Here is a 14702-nt window from a genome sequence, read left to right on the forward strand (position 1 = left end):
CTGCCGAAAAAGCCGCAGCCACGGGCTTGGGCTGATGATCGAAAGTGGCCGTCACGAAATTGAGGACACAGCCAGATTCAAACGGCCTCAACAGCCCCCATAATCATCTGTGTTGCTTCGATTCGCCTACCTTGCCGTCACGAATGCGTTCGCCGCGCTGCGGCTGCTACCCAAGAGTGATCGAGACAAGGACATCGAGATCCTGGCCCTGAGGCATCAGATCACCGTCCTCGAACGCCAACTCAGTAACCGGAGAACACGGTTCACGGCGCCTGACCGGGCCCTGCTCGCAGCACTGTTCCACCCGCTGCCGCGTGACGTGCTGAACGGCTGCGGCTGACCGCGCACCCGGACACCGTCCTGCGCTGGCACCGCGACTTGGTGCGCCGCCACCATGCGGCGGCATCGCAGCGGACGGGCCCCGGACGACCGCGCACCGTCCACTCCATCCGCGTCCTCGTCGTACGGCTCGCCCGGGAGAATCCAGCCTGGGGCTACCGCCGTATCCACGGCGAACTCGCCTTGCCGGGCATCCGTGTCGCCGCTTCCACTGTCTGGGAGATCCTCAAGGACACAGGCATCAACCCCGCCCCCGAACGAGGCACCACAACCTGGGCCGACTTCCTGCGCTCCCAGGCCGACGCGGTCCTGGCCTGCGACTTCATCGCGACCGTCACCCTGACCGGGCAGCGCCAGTACGTCCTCGCTGTCATCGAGCACACCACCCGCCGCATCCGCACCCTCGGCGCCACACCGCACCCCACCGCCGCCTGGGTCACCCAGGCCGCCCGCAACCTCGCCATGGACCTCGACGACGCCGACAGCAAAGCCGCGTTCCTCATCCGCGACCGGGACGCCAAGTTCCCGGCCCTGTTCGACCAGGTCCTCGCCGACGCCGACATCCGCACCATCCTCACCGCCGTGCGCACACCCCGCACGAACGCTGTCATGGAGCGCTGGGTACGTACCTGCCGCCACGAACTCCTCAACCGCACGCTCATATGGAACCAACGGCACCTGCTCCACGCCCTACGCGAGTTCGAACAGCACTACAACGAACATCGGCCGCACCAGGCCCTCCAGCAGGCGGCGCCACTACGCGAGGCCCCCGAGCCGATCACCGATCCCGACCGGATCGCGCACCTCGACATACACCGACACGACCGACTCGGCGGAACCCTCCACGCATACCGACATGCCGCGTGACCTGCCTGGACGTATTTATCGGCACCTACAACGTCACGTCGGTAGATCGAGGAGCGGGACGTCCATCGATGGCGGCGGCGGGACCAGCACGTTGCTGAGGTCGCGGAACGGCCAGCGCTCGAAGGTCGGTGGCAAACGTGGGCATGGGTTCGTCGGGACCTTAGATCGGGTCGACGGGCTGTCCGCCTGGGCATTGTGCGGCGATGAGCGCGGCGGCGGCGATGGCCTCATCTGCTTCGGCGGGATAGCCGTTGGCCGTGACGGTGCGGGTGAGGACGCCCCGGACGATTGACGCGCGTTCCTCCGGTCGGGCTTCGTCCAGCGTGGCAGCGAAGTCCGCGGCTGTGTCGTTGTCGAACGGACCGGTGCCCCACGTGCCCATGTCTTCTCCTCGGATCGTCTTCGGCGGTGATCTCAGGGCCCGCGGACACCTTCGCGTGCACGGCCGTGCACGCGCCTGGGCGCTCCCGGTCGGCAGCGCGGGCGCGTCGTGTCATCGAAGCCGTGGAGCATGGGTCGCCTGGGTCCGGGGCAGATCGAGCTGGCCGTGCTGGTGCTCTGGAGGTCACGGCGTCCAGCTCCACGGGACGTGCCCGATTTGATATACGGACCGGGTCAGGAGTTCGTCGGTCACCCGCACGCCGGTCAGGCGCTCGGCCAGTGCCAGGGACCGCGCAGTGGTGTCGAGCGCGGTGAGCTCCGAGTCCTTGTACGGATCGAATCCGACTGCGCGCATGATGGGGACCAGCTCGTCGGGAGTCCTGCCGTGGCGTTCTTGGGGTCTCTCGAAGCCGGTGCGCAGCACGCCGTTCTCGTACCAGTAGAAGAACCGCATGGGCTTGCCGCCGTTGTCCGAGTGCGTAACCGTGCGCGTCCCGGCGGACAGGGCCTTCAGGAACTGCGATTGCATCGCGACGCCGCCGTCGAAGTGCAGCACGAGGGTCCAGTCCCCGCCCTCACCCGGCACCGTGAAGGCGCCCGTGACGAACGGATCGCCCCAGGGCACCTCGGATTGCCGCTGGCTCAGGCCGGCGGCCCCGACGCACTCCCCCCGGTGCTCTGCCGTCATCACCCGCATCACCTGTGCGGGCGTGACGCCGCGCACCAGCGTCAGGCCGTATCCGACCTCCTGTGCATGGGAGAACGCCGAGGTCGAGGAACGTATCCAGCCGTAGTCGGCTGCCGTGGCTGTGCTCATCCGCCAGAGCCTGCCAACGACTTCTGACACAGCCTCTCAGTTTGTCTTTTGACCTCAGGCCGGGGGGGGACGCACGGCTGTACGGTGCTTTGCCATGACGGCAGTTCGGCTTCCGAGGTTGGCAGAGCTCTTCCCCTTGCTCGCCGCCGAAATCGTCGAGCTGTTGCGCGCCGGTGGTGATGACGCCCTCGCCGTCGTGGTCGGTGACCTGCGGTACTTCGGGCCGTGCACATGCTCGCCGACGTGTTCCAACCTGCTGACCGCGCCGCCGGGTTCGTCTGGCCACCTGCTGGCCCAGCTGGAGCGTGACGGGGAGGCCGTGATCTGGCTGAGCCTAAATCCCACCACGACGACCATCACCGCCATCGAAGTCCTCGACGGCCGCGACCTGGGTCCCGCTGCCCGACGGCCGGGTTAGCCGCAGTCAGCTAACCACCGAGTACTACGGGCCGGCCGTGGAGTCGATGCAGCGCGTCGATGATGAGCCCCTGGCCCACATCGCGTCGGCGCACAGCGAGAACATCGACGTCCTCGGCGCCATCGAGGTCGACGTCGACGGCGAACTCGCCCAGCTCGGCCCCACCGGGTACCGGCGGTTGCGTATCTCTGAGGCTCTGTTCTCACCGCGTCCATCAGCAAGGCGGACTCCCTGACTTCAAGGCGCTGTGGTCGGCCTTGGCCCGCCCGTACGCTGTTCTACAACGAGCGTGCTTCATACGGGGGGCGGATGGAACGCGGGGAAGTGCTCGGCGGCCGTTACGAGTTGGCCAAGCGGCTCGGGCGCGGCGGCATGGGCGAGGTGTGGGCGGGTAGGGACCGGACGTTGCGCCGCGATGTCGCGGTCAAGGTGCTCGACCTCGCCGGTGCGGCGTCGGCGGACCTGGCGAAGCGGTTCGAGCGTGAGGCGGTGGCGGCCGCGCAGATCAACCACCCCAACGTGGTGGCCCTGCACGACTTCGGGGTCCACGAGGGCGCGTTCTTCCTGGTGATGGAGAAGGTCGAGGGCGCGACCCTCACCGAGCACATCGCCGGGGAAGCCCCGATGAGCCTGGCCCGGGCGCTGGCGATCGCGGAGGGGATCTGCGTGGCGCTTGCCGCCGCGCACCAGGCCGGCGTCATCCACTACGACATCAAACCGCACAACGTCATGCTGACCCCTGACGGGCGAGTCAAGGTCGTGGACTTCGGGATCGCCGGGTTCCTCGACAGGCCGACCGCACTTGCGCCGTCCTCCCAACTGCTCCCGGCCGGCACCCCGGAGTACAGCGCGCCGGAGCAGTTCCTCACCGAGCGCGGCGACGAGCGCTCCGACCTGTACGGGCTCGGCGGCGTGCTGTTCGCCATGCTCACCGGACACCCGCCCTTCACCGGACCCAACAGCCTCGCGATCGTCCGCCACAAAATCGACGAGGACGCGCCAAGCTTGGACAGACTGCGCCCCGACCTTCCTCCGGCCGTGTCGGGCCTCGTCGCCGACCTGCTCGAACGCGACCCCGAGCACCGGCCCCGATCCGCGCACCGGGTCCACAAGATCCTCACCCGCCTCCGGGAGGACGCCGCCGCACGCACGCAGCCGCGTCGGCCCGTGGAGAAACCGCCGAAACCGCGCCGCGGGTTCGACGTGGCCTGGACTCGGGCGGACATCGTGCCCTCCGCACTCGGCGGCCGCCTTTTCGTGCTCTGGATCGCTCTCTGCGCAGTGGCGACAGCGGCAGCCATCACGTACGTCGCCCGCACACCGGGCGGCGATGGCAGGAACCCCGCCGAGGGCGTCCTGGCCTTGTTGGTTTTTGCGGACATCGCCAACGCGTTCTTCCTTCCCATGTGGCTGCTGGAGTGGGCACTACGCCGGCGTGTGACCGGATGGTCGCTCCACGTCGGGCCGCAGCACATCGCGACCCGGCAGGAGGGCGGACCAGAGCGTCGATTCGTCTGGGAACATGTGCAGCGCGTCACGATCGGGCATCTTCAGGTAACACCGGAGTTCGCGCCGAGTCATTCCTACGAAACCGTCCAGATTCGGCTCACGGACGACTCCCGGCGACCACTGCACATGCGGCCGACCGGATGGTTCCACCCCAACGAGGACAAGAGCTTGATCGTCGAGGACGGCGGGTTTCACGCCTGCATCTTCGGGCCGATGAGCGAGACCCAATGGGGCGAGCTGACCGAGGCCCTCGTCCGGTACGGCGGTGAGCGCTGGGCGGGCGTCACCGATTAGGGGCTCCGAGAGCGACGGCACTCGTCGGGTGCTGTGCTCTCCGCACGGGCCTGTCGCTACCGTCGTTCCTCGTACGGGAGAGCGAGGGGATCGGGTTGGCACCGGGATCGTGGCAGCTCAGGCGGGGTGACACGCATGTCGGAACGTTGGTTCTCGACGAGGTCGACATGTTCTGGACGGACTGCCGGTTCGAGCCGGGGCCGGGCTGGGACGAGATCGGCCCCCTGTTCGAGGCGCTGAAGGTCGCGTGGCAGCACGGCGGGACGGATGAACGGGCGCGGGCCGATCAGGACATCGCGGCACAGCAGATGGCGCTCGTTCCCGATGACGGCAGCGAACCGATCACCGGCATGCTGCTGCGGATCCACGAAGACCGCGCGCGGTTCCGCGGGTGAAGCCGACGCGTTCCTGACCGGGCCGCTCACAAGCGGGCGGCTTGTGGCAATCCGCGAGCGCAGGGCGGCTCGGCGGTCACCCTTGGCGTCGTGGCAGTCGACCCCATGCGCACCGCTCGCCTATCGAACTCTCCTCCCTGCGACACGAGTTGCGCGCATGCTTCACGCGGCCCGGCGATGCGTTGTGCGAGCTCGCGGACGCGCTGCTCTGCTCGGACGGCCGGTTAAGACCCTGGTTGGACTCTCGTCATTCGGCCGCCCGTTGCATGCATTCCTTCAGGTTCCACAGCAAGACCCGAAACGGCCACACAGACGCACGGTTGGTCGAGCGCATGTTCGAACTCGGGCGCCCGGGGTGCGCCTCCGCGCGCTCTACCAGAACACCTGCCACACCCCGGAAGCTGATCATCCCCACCCCGCGACGCCCCACGGAGGTCCCGCCATGCGCTATCCCGCCGCCCCCGCCCACACCTGTACCGCCCCTCCCTCGGCGATTGCGCATCCCATGAACTCTGCGCTGCCCCAGGCGCGTTCGCCCCAGTCATGCGCTCGTCGCGACCTCTCCAGCAGGGAGGAGCGATCATGACCCGGACCACGGAATCCGCCCCGGCCGGGTCTGAGGAGCCTGGCCCGGGCCCTAGGCGCATGGCGCGTTGGCACGTGCGGCGGGGTCACGCGCGGTCGTTACGGGTTCCGGGCCGTAGCGCCCAGGCCTTGTTCGACGGGCAGTTGGAATACGAGTCGGGATACAGCCGACACCTCGCCGCGTGGCAGAGCGCGACGCTGCGGCAGATGGCCCGCACGCTCCCCCTCTCTCTGAAAAGGGCCGTCACGCTGGCCTGGCCAGCGGACCCCCGGGCGGCGCTGGTGGTGTTGGCCGCCCCCAAACCGGGCACCAACGGCCACTCACCTGGCACCAAGCTCGACCGCGGCCCGTTGCCCGCGCCGCGCCACGACGCAGCAGCCGCCCACGGCACCAGCCGCAGGGAGGAGGCATGACCGCAACCAGGAGAAGGTGGCGGACGGCCATCGAGCCGCTCGCCTATCTCCAGTTCCGACTGTGGGCTACGGCGCGGTGGACGTCCGCGACCGGTAGCAGCGTCGGCAACCTGGCGCTGGCGTTCGCGGCGCTCCAGGTCGGCGGGTCGACTGCCGACCTGGGGGTGGTGCTCGCGGCGGGGATGGTCACCGAGACCGTGCTGCCGCTCGTCGGCGGGGTGCTCGGCGATCGTCACCCGCGCGGCCGGGTGCAGACCTGCGCCTACCTCGCGCTCGCGCTGCTCCAATCCGTATGCGCCGTCCTGCTCTTGGCCGGTGCCATGAAGGTGGCCTACCTCGTCGCCGCCTCGGTGCTCACCGGGGCGGTCTTCGCGCTCGCAGGACCGGCCGGCGCTGGCGTCGTCCCACTCACCGTGCCCGAGCATCTGCGCGGCCGCGCCGTCGCGCTGGAGTCCACCGGCCTGAACGCGGCCAAGGTCGCAGGTCCTGCCCTGGCAGGGGTGTTGATCGCCGCCGCTGGGCCCGGTTGGGCGATCGCCGTGGACGCGGCCAGCTTCTTCGCGGCGGCAGCGCTGACCGCCCGGCTGCGCATCGCGGTGCCGGTCCGCGCCGAGGCGACGTCACGGGCCGCGTTCCGCGCCGGGTGGCAGGCATTCGCAGGCAACCGTGCGATGGTGGTCCTCACCCTGTCCGGAATGGTCGCCGTCCCGCTGTGGCTTGCGGGCTTCCACGTCCTCGGCCCGGCGTACGGGAAACAGGTGCTCGGCGGCGCGGCCCCGTGGGGACTGGTGTTCGCCGCATTCACGCTCGGCCTCGCGCTCGGCGCAGGGGTGTTCCTGGTCGTGAACCCGCGCCGGCCCGGATGGGCGAGCTGCCTGTCGGCGTTGGCCATGGCCACGCCGCTCGCCGCGATGGCGGCCGACGCACCGCCGGTGGTGCTTGCCGCCGTCGCGTTCGGGACCGGGGTCGCGATCAACGCGGCGATCGTCACCTGGCGCACCTGGCTGCAACACGCCTACCCGCCCGGCATGCTCGCGCGGATCACCTCCATCAGCGGCACCGGCCAGCGGCTCCTGGTCCCCGCCGCCTACCTCGCCGCCGGACCCGCCGCAGCCCACATGGGGCTGAACTTCACACTCGCCGCAGCCGCCGCGCTTCTGTTCGCCGCGGCGCTCCTTCCCCTCGTCGACCCCGCCGTCCGTGCTCTGCGCATCCAGCCCGTCCTCGCCGACACGAACCCGGCGGACGCCGCTGCCTCAGCCGCGCCGACAGCCACCGTCGGGAAGACACCGCTCGTGCTGGGACCCGAAGGAGACCGGACATGAACCCGACACCCGCAGCCGCGCCAGCCGGAACGCCCAGCCCCCGCATCGCCTCGGTAGCGGACGACACGGCCCGCAGCATCAGCGCAAGCGGCGTCTACATCACAGACGCCGCAGGGCGCGTCCTGATCGTCCGGAACGTCGGCCGGCCGCACTGGGTGCTTCCCGGCGGCAAGGCCGAGCGGTACGAATCCCCGCAGGCATGCGCGCGGCGCGAAGCACGCGAGGAGGTCGGCGTCGAGCCGGACCTCGGGCGCCTGCTCGTCGTCCAGTTCTTCTCCGCCGCGCTCGCCTCGCGGCTGTACGGCCGCGACGAGAGCTACACGGTGCACACCTTCGCCGCATCGCTCACGGCCGACCAGGTGCCACGCATCCGGGTGCCGACCGGCGAGATCGCCGCCTTCGCCTGGCACGACACGAGCGCGGCCGCCGCCCTGATGGACCCGCCCAATGCCGCGCAACTCCACGCGGCGGCCGACATGTCCGCGACCGGGAGAACGGCCTACCTCGAAGACGGCGTCGCAACGTGAGCAGTTTGGCCCTTGCGCCTCCCGAGCAGTTGCACCTGCCAATCCCAACCGAGACAGGGACGGCCGACATGTCCAGCCCGCACGAGCGCACCGACATCGCCGCCATGCGACAGCAACTCGCCGACCGCGCTGCCCTCCTGAAGAATCTCCCCGAGGGCACACCAGCGTGGACGAACACGCTCGCCGAATGCAACGCGTTGTCCGCCGAGATCAAGAACAAGACCACCCCGGCCCCGGGACGCGCACCCCGAGCCCGCAGGAACGCCGTCGTGGTGGTGCTGCTCCTCGCGGCCCTCGCGGTCCTGCTCGCCACCGACGCGTCCCACCCCGGTCTCATCACGTCAGGGCTGCTGGCCGGTGCCGCGCTGCTGGCCTTCGTCCTCCCCTGAAGTCCTGCGCCTCCACACGCAGCTCGCGGATCGCGCAAACCCCCTCCGGAGGTCCCCCATGCAGTACGCAGCCATGACCTCAAAGGCCAAGGACCAGTACATCAAGAAGCATCCCGCGTGCATGGTCTGCACGACGGCCTCCGTCGTCGTCGACCACGACCACGCCACCGGCCTGGTCCGCGGAGCGTTCTCCGAACTAGTCGTGCACCTTCGTCTGCGGCTGGTAGATGTTGGCCGCGGCCCGCCGGTCTGCGGGCCGCGGCACGGGAGTTCGCCGTGTCGTGAATCCGAAGGGGGTCAGTTGGCCCAGTGGCTCAGTACCGGGGCATGTACATCACGTGCAGCACGTTGTTGACGGAGATCGCCGAGGGCTCGCCGACGCAGGCGGAGTCGGGGATGGTGTAGACGGGCCAGGCGTCTGTCGTCGTGCCGTCGCTCGCGGACCAGACCAGGTTACCCGCGGCGTCGCGCATGACGAGGGTGATCTTGTTTGCGTGGTTGGTGATCGCGGGCCCGGAGGTGAAGTTTCGGCCCTCGATGACCTTGACCCCCATCCCGTTTTCGTGGGCGATGTAGATGTCGTTGTCGGTGCCGCGGTAGGCGATCAGCAGGTTGCCGTTGTATGACAGGCCCGCGGGGCGGCCGGTTGCCCGCGCGGGGATGCGCGGGCCGTCCGTCCAGAGCCATTCCTTGAGGCCGGAGGGGCCGGGGGCTGAGCGGCCGCACTGGGTCGCGAGGCTGCCGTCGCTGTCGACGCTGATCAGCCACAGCGCGCCGCCGTGGCTGACCAGGGTGTACGGGCCAGTGGGAGCAGGGCCTTTGTAGTCCAGGGTCACGGTGTCGCCGAAGGTGCTCACCATATGGAACAGGCCGTCCTCGGCGTTGGTGAAGCAGGCCAACACCGCGTTCTCGTGGACCGCGACGACGGGGTCCGTGCTGCTGCGCGGTTCCCCGCGGACGCGGCGTCCCCCGTAGAAACCGCTGTCGGAGTAGCTCTCCGCCACATTCACCCGGTTGTCCCGGTCGCGGAAGGCCGCGTTCCGGAAGACGTGCTGCCCGGACAAGCTGGTGCCCAGGGTTGGGGTACAGGCGGCCTGCCAGCCGGGGTACATCCGGTCCCCCCACAGCGGGGGAAAGCTGGGGAAGAGACGGAAGAGCTTGCGCCACACCACGTAGGACGGGTCGATGGCCGGCAGGTTGGGCATGACGACTTTCAGGTACAGGTCGACCTTGTTCCCGCCGTCGGTGAAATGCAGCCGGGGCTGCTCGTTGCGGGTGGACAGTTCGTGCAGGGCGGTGGCGGTGTAGGCGATCTCGACTTCGCCGAACAGGTCGTCCTCGTTCTTGAGCCAGCCCAGGATCGCGCCGATGAGGGTGGCGATCAGCCCGACCAGGGACAGGAACGCGGACGAGCCCTCGATGTCCTCGTTCTGGTCTATCAGCTTCTCGGACGCCCCGAAGCACCAGCGCGCGATGTCGTTCATCGAGCCGCGCAGGTCGTCGTAGAACTGGTCGTCGGACTGGTCGGCCTCCCAGCACTGCATGCCGGCTGTGAAGCTGTGCTTGATCTGCCCGTCGAACAGGTTCGAGCCGCTGTCGAAGGAGTGGGTCTCGCCGCTGTCGACCCCGCCGTACTCGCGGGACTTGAAGGACTGCTCGCCCTGGTCGGTGCCGGCGCCGGAGGACCAGTAGATCTCCGCGCTGGGGGCCAGCACCACGTCGCCGACGCGGATGGCGTGGAACCGCTGGTACTCCACCCGCACCGGGGCCGGGATGATCGCGTCGACGGGCGGCGCGGCGCGCCCCTCCCGGCGGCACACGACCGCGATCGCGCCGCCGCCGTACTCCACCCGCGCGGCGGCCGCCTCCTCCGAGTCGACCTGGTCGCCCGCGCCCTCGCCGAGCTCGGCAAGGTCCACCAGGCGGTAGTTGGGCAGCGCGGTGATCTCCTCGGCCATCGCGGGCAGGTCGCGGGCCAGGTCCTCGAAGCTGTACGCCTGCTCTAACGGCGTCGAGGTCACGGCCTGCGGCAGCAGCCCCGCAGTGGTCTTCGCGGCGACCGCGTCGGTGTAGACGGCGCCGACCTCGGCGATCTGCCCGTCGGACATGTCCGCGACCCGCAGCAGACCGACCAGCGAGGACTCCAGGTCCGTCAGCTCCAGCCCGGCACCGGTCTTCGCGGCCGCGCGCAGCATGTGCCCGTACAGGAACCCCGAGTTCTCCGACAGCCGCAGCCGCCGGTCCACCTTTGCGCCCGCGGCCGTCCGGGCGGCGCCCCCGGATAACTGTGCGGTCAGCCGCGCGATGCGCTCGTCCTGCGATGCCATGGTGCTGCTCATCAATGGACCCCCGGTAAGGCGAGTGGGCAGGATGCGGCGGCAGTCCGGCGCAGGCACAAGGAGGCCGCGGGTGCCCAGTCCGCGCAACGGTCCCGTCCCACGCCACCCGCCCCCTTCGCCTCCCGGGGGTGCACGCCTCATGGCGCCCCCCGACACCGCCGGACCGCCGGCCGCGCGGGTCTTACCCGCCCGAGAACCACCTCAACACCAAGGGGTGGGTGGCGCGCCGTGGCGAAGCGCCGTTGATGGCCAGCGCCGACGGGTGCGGAACGGGCTCGCGCCGATCGGACGGGGAGTCGGCCCCTCGTCCTGGGTGTGAGCGCATATCGGTGAACCGCGGCGGCTCCTCGAGGCCGGTGGGAGCACTCGCTACGGCCCGAAGGATTCGGAGGTCTGGGCGAAGACGGGAAGCCGCGGTCGGTGACGGTGGAGGGGCGGCGTGCGTCGAGTTGCGCGAGCTTGTCTTCGGCACCGGCCAGGCTGACCTGGAGCGCGGCGTGAGCATCGGGGGTGGGCCCTGCGGGGCGCAGGCCAGCGCCTCGCTGAGTGCGCCGTAGGCCGCCGGGTGGATCCGTTGCGCTCCAGTCGATCAGCCCGTCACCTGTTCCCGCCCTTCTGACCGGCTGCCCCGGTCCGTCCACCACACCTGGTGCTACGGACAGCGACGACACCCTCTGCCTGAGCTGCAAGTTGGGGCCCATGCGGTGACAGGCGCGAACGAGCCGACCGTGGTGATGCATGCGTGGGACCGCGCATTGGGTGAGGTCATCCTGACGCGATGTGACGGCAAGGAGGCTCGGTTCCCGATGCCTGAACGAGCGTTTCCGCAGTCCAGCCCTGTAGCACGCTTCCACTTCGCGCCCCTGGTGGGTGCACTCTTGGTGGCTACCGAGGACGGATACGAGTTCCTCTTCGAGATGGCCCGACACGGCGACGGTGACCGCCTGGGCGGCCGTCTGGTGGTCTACCTTGACCAGAGTCAGTGGAGCGCCCTGAGCCGGGCCCTACATGATCCGTCGTCGGTGCCCGCGCAGACCGCAGCCGCGGCCGAGCAGTTCGTCCTGTGGGTGCACCAGCGGCACATCGTTCTTCCGCTGTCTTCTGCGCACTACTTCGAGACGACGAAGTGGTCCGACTCCGCCGGTCGCTACCGGCTTGGCGTGACGATGCTTCAGCTCAGCCGAGGCTGGCAGATGCTCGACCCTCTGCAGGTGCGCCGCGACGAAATACATGCTGCCCTGTGCCGTTGGATAGGCGATCCCCACCGGCACGTCATGGGTCACCAACGACGTCACCGACATGGTCTATCTCTCTTGCGCGGCCGGGTACGCGGATTTCGTCGTTTGCGAACGCCATATGGGCAGCGCGCTGGGCCGAGGGGTCAACCGACGGGGGCGCAGCGTCCAGATCTTCACCCGGTTGGATGCGGCTGCGGCCGCAATCGAGAACGCTTTGGACACCTCATCCCCCTGAAGCGCTTACTGCTGAGCTATGAGGCCTGCGAAAACGAGCCCGTCCGGTGGTGTGCACCGGAGTCCGGTCTCGCTCTGTCGGTGGAACCCTCCGACGTTTGCGGTCTGCGTGGCCCGGGTGTCGTTTCCGCACCGCGGATCCTCCGTATAGGGGTGAACGGCCTCTCTCCCGCGGCCCGGTCACGTGTCCATGGCGGCCCGGTGCATCGCTCGGGCCATCGTGTGCGGGCTCCGAACCGGGCAGCGTGGGCGGCGACTTGACCGGGGTGCGGTGGAGAGCGTCCATCGACGTCGTCCGGCCCCGGACCCGTACACGTGACTGCCGTGCGGGGGTGGGGCGACCCCGACACGCAGGGAGGAACCAGCCCCGATGGCCTGGTCCGAGAAACACGGACGCACTTGGCGGGTGCGCTACCCCGCCGGCGACGGCACCCTCGCCTCGGAGAGCGGCTTCGCCGACCGCGACGCCGCCGAGGAACGCGTCACCCAGCTCAACACCCAGCCCGCCCACGACGCCACCGCCCCGGGCGGCGCCACACCCAGCACCGTCGGCCCCTCCAATGGCATCCCGGCACCACCCACACCGCCGGACGCACCACCCACCGCAGAACGGGTCGACGCACCGGCCGAGCACACCCCGGCCCCGGTCCCACCTGCGGGGGAATCCGCCGATGAAGCGGCCCCCACCGGCACGCTGTTCGGTGACTGGGTCGCCGTGTGGCGGACCACCCTGGACATCGGCGAGGAGACCCGCGGCATGTACGAGAGCCTGCTGCGCAACCACCTCCTGCCGCGGTGGGGCGAGCTCGAACTCGCGGGCATCACCCGGTCCGCGGTCCGCGCGTGGAAGATCTCCCTCGACGCGCGCTACGCCCCGGCCACGGTCGCGCACATCGGCAAGCTGCTCTCGATGATCCTCACCGACGCCGTCGACGAGGGGCTCATCGGCGCCAACCCCGCCTCCACACGGCGCCGGGGACGCCGGCCACGGGTGAGAAGGCCCGGCCCGGTCTGGGCCGAACCCGGGACGTCCTCACCATCGCCGAACGGGTCCGGGAGTTGGCCGGGTCCAACGCGTACGTGATGGTGCTGACCGCCGCCTACACCGGGATGCGGTGGGGCGAGACCACCGGCCTGCGGTGGACCGCCATCGACACGGACCGCCGGGTCGTCGCCGTCCAGCCTGACGGGTCGCTGCACGAGATCGGCGGCCGGTGCTTCCTCGGTCCGCCGAAGACCGCGGAGTCCGCTCGGGAGATCCCCATCCCGCCGTTCCTCGCCGACCTGTTGCAAGCCGAACGGCAGCATGCGGGATGCGGGTTGAAGACCGCGCATCCGGACGGCACCGAACGCGTCGTGGACGGGGTGGTGTTCACCAGCCCGGACGGTGGGTGGTGGCGCCGGTCCACGTTCTCGCGGCGGTACTGGCGGCCTGCGGTCAACGGCGAGGCCCGCCGCGGGTGGGGGCCGGTCAAGCCCGGGCTGACGTTCCACGGGCTGCGGCACTCGCACAACACCTGGATGATCGACGAAGGATGCGACGACGTGGTGCGGGCGCGGCGCCTCGGGCACCACGTCCCCGACAAGATCCAGGACGTCTACGGCCACGTCGCCGACCGCGTCAACCGCCGCCTCGTCAAAGCCCTGGAGAAACGCTGGAGGAAGACCTGGAGCCGGGCCCACCCCGGCGATCCCGTTCCCTGGTCAACCACCGCCGCGCCGAACACCACGAAGAAGAACGACAAGAAGAAGAACGACAAGAAAGAAAAGGAACGCGCGAAAGGCGCAGTGGGACAACGCGGCGGAGTCCCGCGCCGGACCGACGACCCCCGCGCGGAGTCGTCAAGCGGTCGGGAGAGGCGTCAGGGCAGGTCAAAGGCGGCTTGACATCGCCGTGGGAGCGGGGGTCGCTCCCAACCGGCTCCCATAACGCAGTCAGGCCCATGATCACCAGAGGTGATCATGGGCCTGACCTGCATAAGCACCGTCGGGACGACAGGATTTGAACCTGCGACCCCTTGACCCCCAGTCACATGGGTTCACCAGTCCAGGCATTGACCCCGAGTACACGAAGACGGGATGACTCCTTGTAGCTGATGTACCGCGGATTGGACTTACCCCAGATCCGCAGTTCGTTTAGACGATCGTCGGGGAGTTCGGCCCGCAGTGTTTTCAGCAGGAACTCCGCCATGCCCATGGGGTAGAGGCACCAATCGAGATAGGTGTCGCGCCACACGAGTACGGGCCATGCGTTGGGATCCTCGCCCGAGGTAATCCAGCAGTAGATGTCGGCGAACCCGTCGGCGCCCCACGCCACCACCGACTCTTCAGTGGCATCATCGACTTCTGCGGGGCCCCCGTTGTCCTCCCACGCCCCCCGGGCGTTCGCGGTTTCCTCGGACGTCCACCCGGAGACACGACCCGGGTCCGGCATCGCGTCAGGAACCGCCACACCCAGAAAGCGTTCGATGGACCCCGGCCCGTAGTGCGCCAGGAAGTCCAGGTAATCGTCGGGTAGACGCTTTCCGGTGGTCACATCGACAGGTTCCCACTCGACGCGCTCGGGAGACCCGCCCAGTGGGGGCATCAGCGCGAGCAGTTCCGCGACAAAAGAATTCACCCGAATTAACT

16 protein-coding genes and 1 pseudogene are annotated in these 14702 nt (G+C 69.4%); 12 read left to right on the forward strand and 5 right to left on the reverse strand.

All coding sequences use genetic code 11. The annotated features are described in order from the left end of the window. Positions 1 to 109: 109 nt before the first annotated feature. Positions 110 to 1206 (forward strand): annotated as a pseudogene (locus QI554_RS30745) (integrase core domain-containing protein). A gap of 160 nt (positions 1207 to 1366) precedes the next feature. On the opposite strand, the gene QI554_RS30750 reads toward QI554_RS30745, so the two are convergent. Both QI554_RS30750 and QI554_RS30755 read right to left on the reverse strand, forming a co-directional pair. Further along, a complete protein-coding gene (locus QI554_RS30750; RefSeq protein ID WP_281474532.1) occupies positions 1367 to 1588 on the reverse strand; it encodes a DUF4259 domain-containing protein in 222 nt (73 codons plus the stop codon). A 183-nt stretch (positions 1589 to 1771) separates the two neighbouring features. Beyond that, positions 1772 to 2404, reverse strand: a complete 633-nt coding sequence (locus QI554_RS30755; protein WP_281474533.1) for a DUF6461 domain-containing protein — start codon at positions 2402 to 2404, stop codon at positions 1772 to 1774. Positions 2405 to 2522: 118 nt separating this feature from the next. Between QI554_RS30755 and QI554_RS30760 the strand changes: the two genes are divergently transcribed. The 9 genes from QI554_RS30760 (at position 2523) to QI554_RS43625 (ending at position 8615) form a co-directional block, all read left to right on the forward strand. Then, positions 2523 to 2822: a hypothetical protein gene (locus QI554_RS30760; protein ID WP_281474535.1), complete on the forward strand. Its 300-nt coding sequence runs from the start codon at positions 2523 to 2525 to the stop codon at positions 2820 to 2822. A 37-nt stretch (positions 2823 to 2859) separates the two neighbouring features. Then, positions 2860 to 3057, forward strand: a complete 198-nt coding sequence (locus QI554_RS30765; protein WP_281474537.1) for a hypothetical protein — start codon at positions 2860 to 2862, stop codon at positions 3055 to 3057. 74 nt (positions 3058 to 3131) lie between these two features. After that, positions 3132 to 4625: a serine/threonine-protein kinase gene (locus QI554_RS30770; RefSeq protein WP_281474538.1), complete on the forward strand. Its 1494-nt coding sequence runs from the start codon at positions 3132 to 3134 to the stop codon at positions 4623 to 4625. A gap of 146 nt (positions 4626 to 4771) precedes the next feature. Continuing rightward, entirely contained in the window at positions 4772 to 5020 is a 249-nt protein-coding gene (locus QI554_RS30775) for a hypothetical protein (RefSeq protein WP_281474539.1), read from the forward strand. Positions 5021 to 5734: 714 nt separating this feature from the next. After that, positions 5735 to 6019 (forward strand): hypothetical protein, encoded by a 285-nt coding sequence (locus QI554_RS30780; protein ID WP_281474541.1) that lies wholly within the window; start codon positions 5735 to 5737, stop codon positions 6017 to 6019. Next, positions 6016 to 7344 carry an MFS transporter gene (locus QI554_RS30785; protein WP_281474542.1) on the forward strand — a complete coding sequence of 443 codons (1329 nt, stop codon included), beginning with the start codon at positions 6016 to 6018 and terminating at the stop codon, positions 7342 to 7344. Before QI554_RS30780 ends, QI554_RS30785 begins: the two co-directional genes overlap by 4 nt. Next, the gene (locus QI554_RS30790; RefSeq protein ID WP_281474544.1) at positions 7341 to 7871 is read left to right on the forward strand and encodes an NUDIX domain-containing protein; all 531 of its coding nucleotides are present in this window, start codon (positions 7341 to 7343) and stop codon (positions 7869 to 7871) included. Before QI554_RS30785 ends, QI554_RS30790 begins: the two co-directional genes overlap by 4 nt. A 68-nt stretch (positions 7872 to 7939) precedes the next feature. Further along, on the forward strand, positions 7940 to 8260 hold the full coding sequence (locus QI554_RS30795; RefSeq protein ID WP_281474545.1) for a hypothetical protein: 321 nt from the start codon (positions 7940 to 7942) through the stop codon (positions 8258 to 8260). A 58-nt stretch (positions 8261 to 8318) separates the two neighbouring features. After that, positions 8319 to 8615, forward strand: a complete 297-nt coding sequence (locus QI554_RS43625; RefSeq protein WP_425528085.1) for an endonuclease domain-containing protein — start codon at positions 8319 to 8321, stop codon at positions 8613 to 8615. On the opposite strand, the gene QI554_RS30800 is transcribed toward QI554_RS43625, so the two are convergent. Then, positions 8575 to 10587, reverse strand: a complete 2013-nt coding sequence (locus QI554_RS30800) for a hypothetical protein (RefSeq protein WP_281474547.1) — start codon at positions 10585 to 10587, stop codon at positions 8575 to 8577. The genes QI554_RS43625 and QI554_RS30800 overlap by 41 nt on opposite strands. Positions 10588 to 11603: 1016 nt before the next feature. Continuing rightward, a complete protein-coding gene (locus tag QI554_RS30805; RefSeq protein WP_281474548.1) occupies positions 11604 to 11900 on the reverse strand; it encodes a hypothetical protein in 297 nt (98 codons plus the stop codon). Between the two features lie 541 nt (positions 11901 to 12441). Here QI554_RS30805 and QI554_RS30810 point away from each other — a divergent pair. Both QI554_RS30810 and QI554_RS30815 read left to right on the forward strand, forming a co-directional pair. Then, positions 12442 to 13155: a hypothetical protein gene (locus tag QI554_RS30810; RefSeq protein WP_281474549.1), complete on the forward strand. Its 714-nt coding sequence runs from the start codon at positions 12442 to 12444 to the stop codon at positions 13153 to 13155. Continuing rightward, positions 13131 to 13958 carry a site-specific integrase gene (locus QI554_RS30815; RefSeq protein WP_281474551.1) on the forward strand — a complete coding sequence of 276 codons (828 nt, stop codon included), beginning with the start codon at positions 13131 to 13133 and terminating at the stop codon, positions 13956 to 13958. The genes QI554_RS30810 and QI554_RS30815 overlap by 25 nt, the downstream gene beginning before the upstream one ends. 142 nt (positions 13959 to 14100) lie before the next feature. On the opposite strand, the gene QI554_RS30820 is transcribed toward QI554_RS30815, so the two are convergent. Beyond that, the gene (locus QI554_RS30820; protein WP_281474552.1) at positions 14101 to 14691 is read right to left on the reverse strand and encodes an SMI1/KNR4 family protein; all 591 of its coding nucleotides are present in this window, start codon (positions 14689 to 14691) and stop codon (positions 14101 to 14103) included. Between the last annotated feature and the right edge of the window lie 11 nt (positions 14692 to 14702).

The sequence above is a fragment of the Yinghuangia seranimata genome, assembly GCF_029953285.1.
Taxonomy (GTDB): domain Bacteria; phylum Actinomycetota; class Actinomycetes; order Streptomycetales; family Streptomycetaceae; genus Yinghuangia; species Yinghuangia seranimata.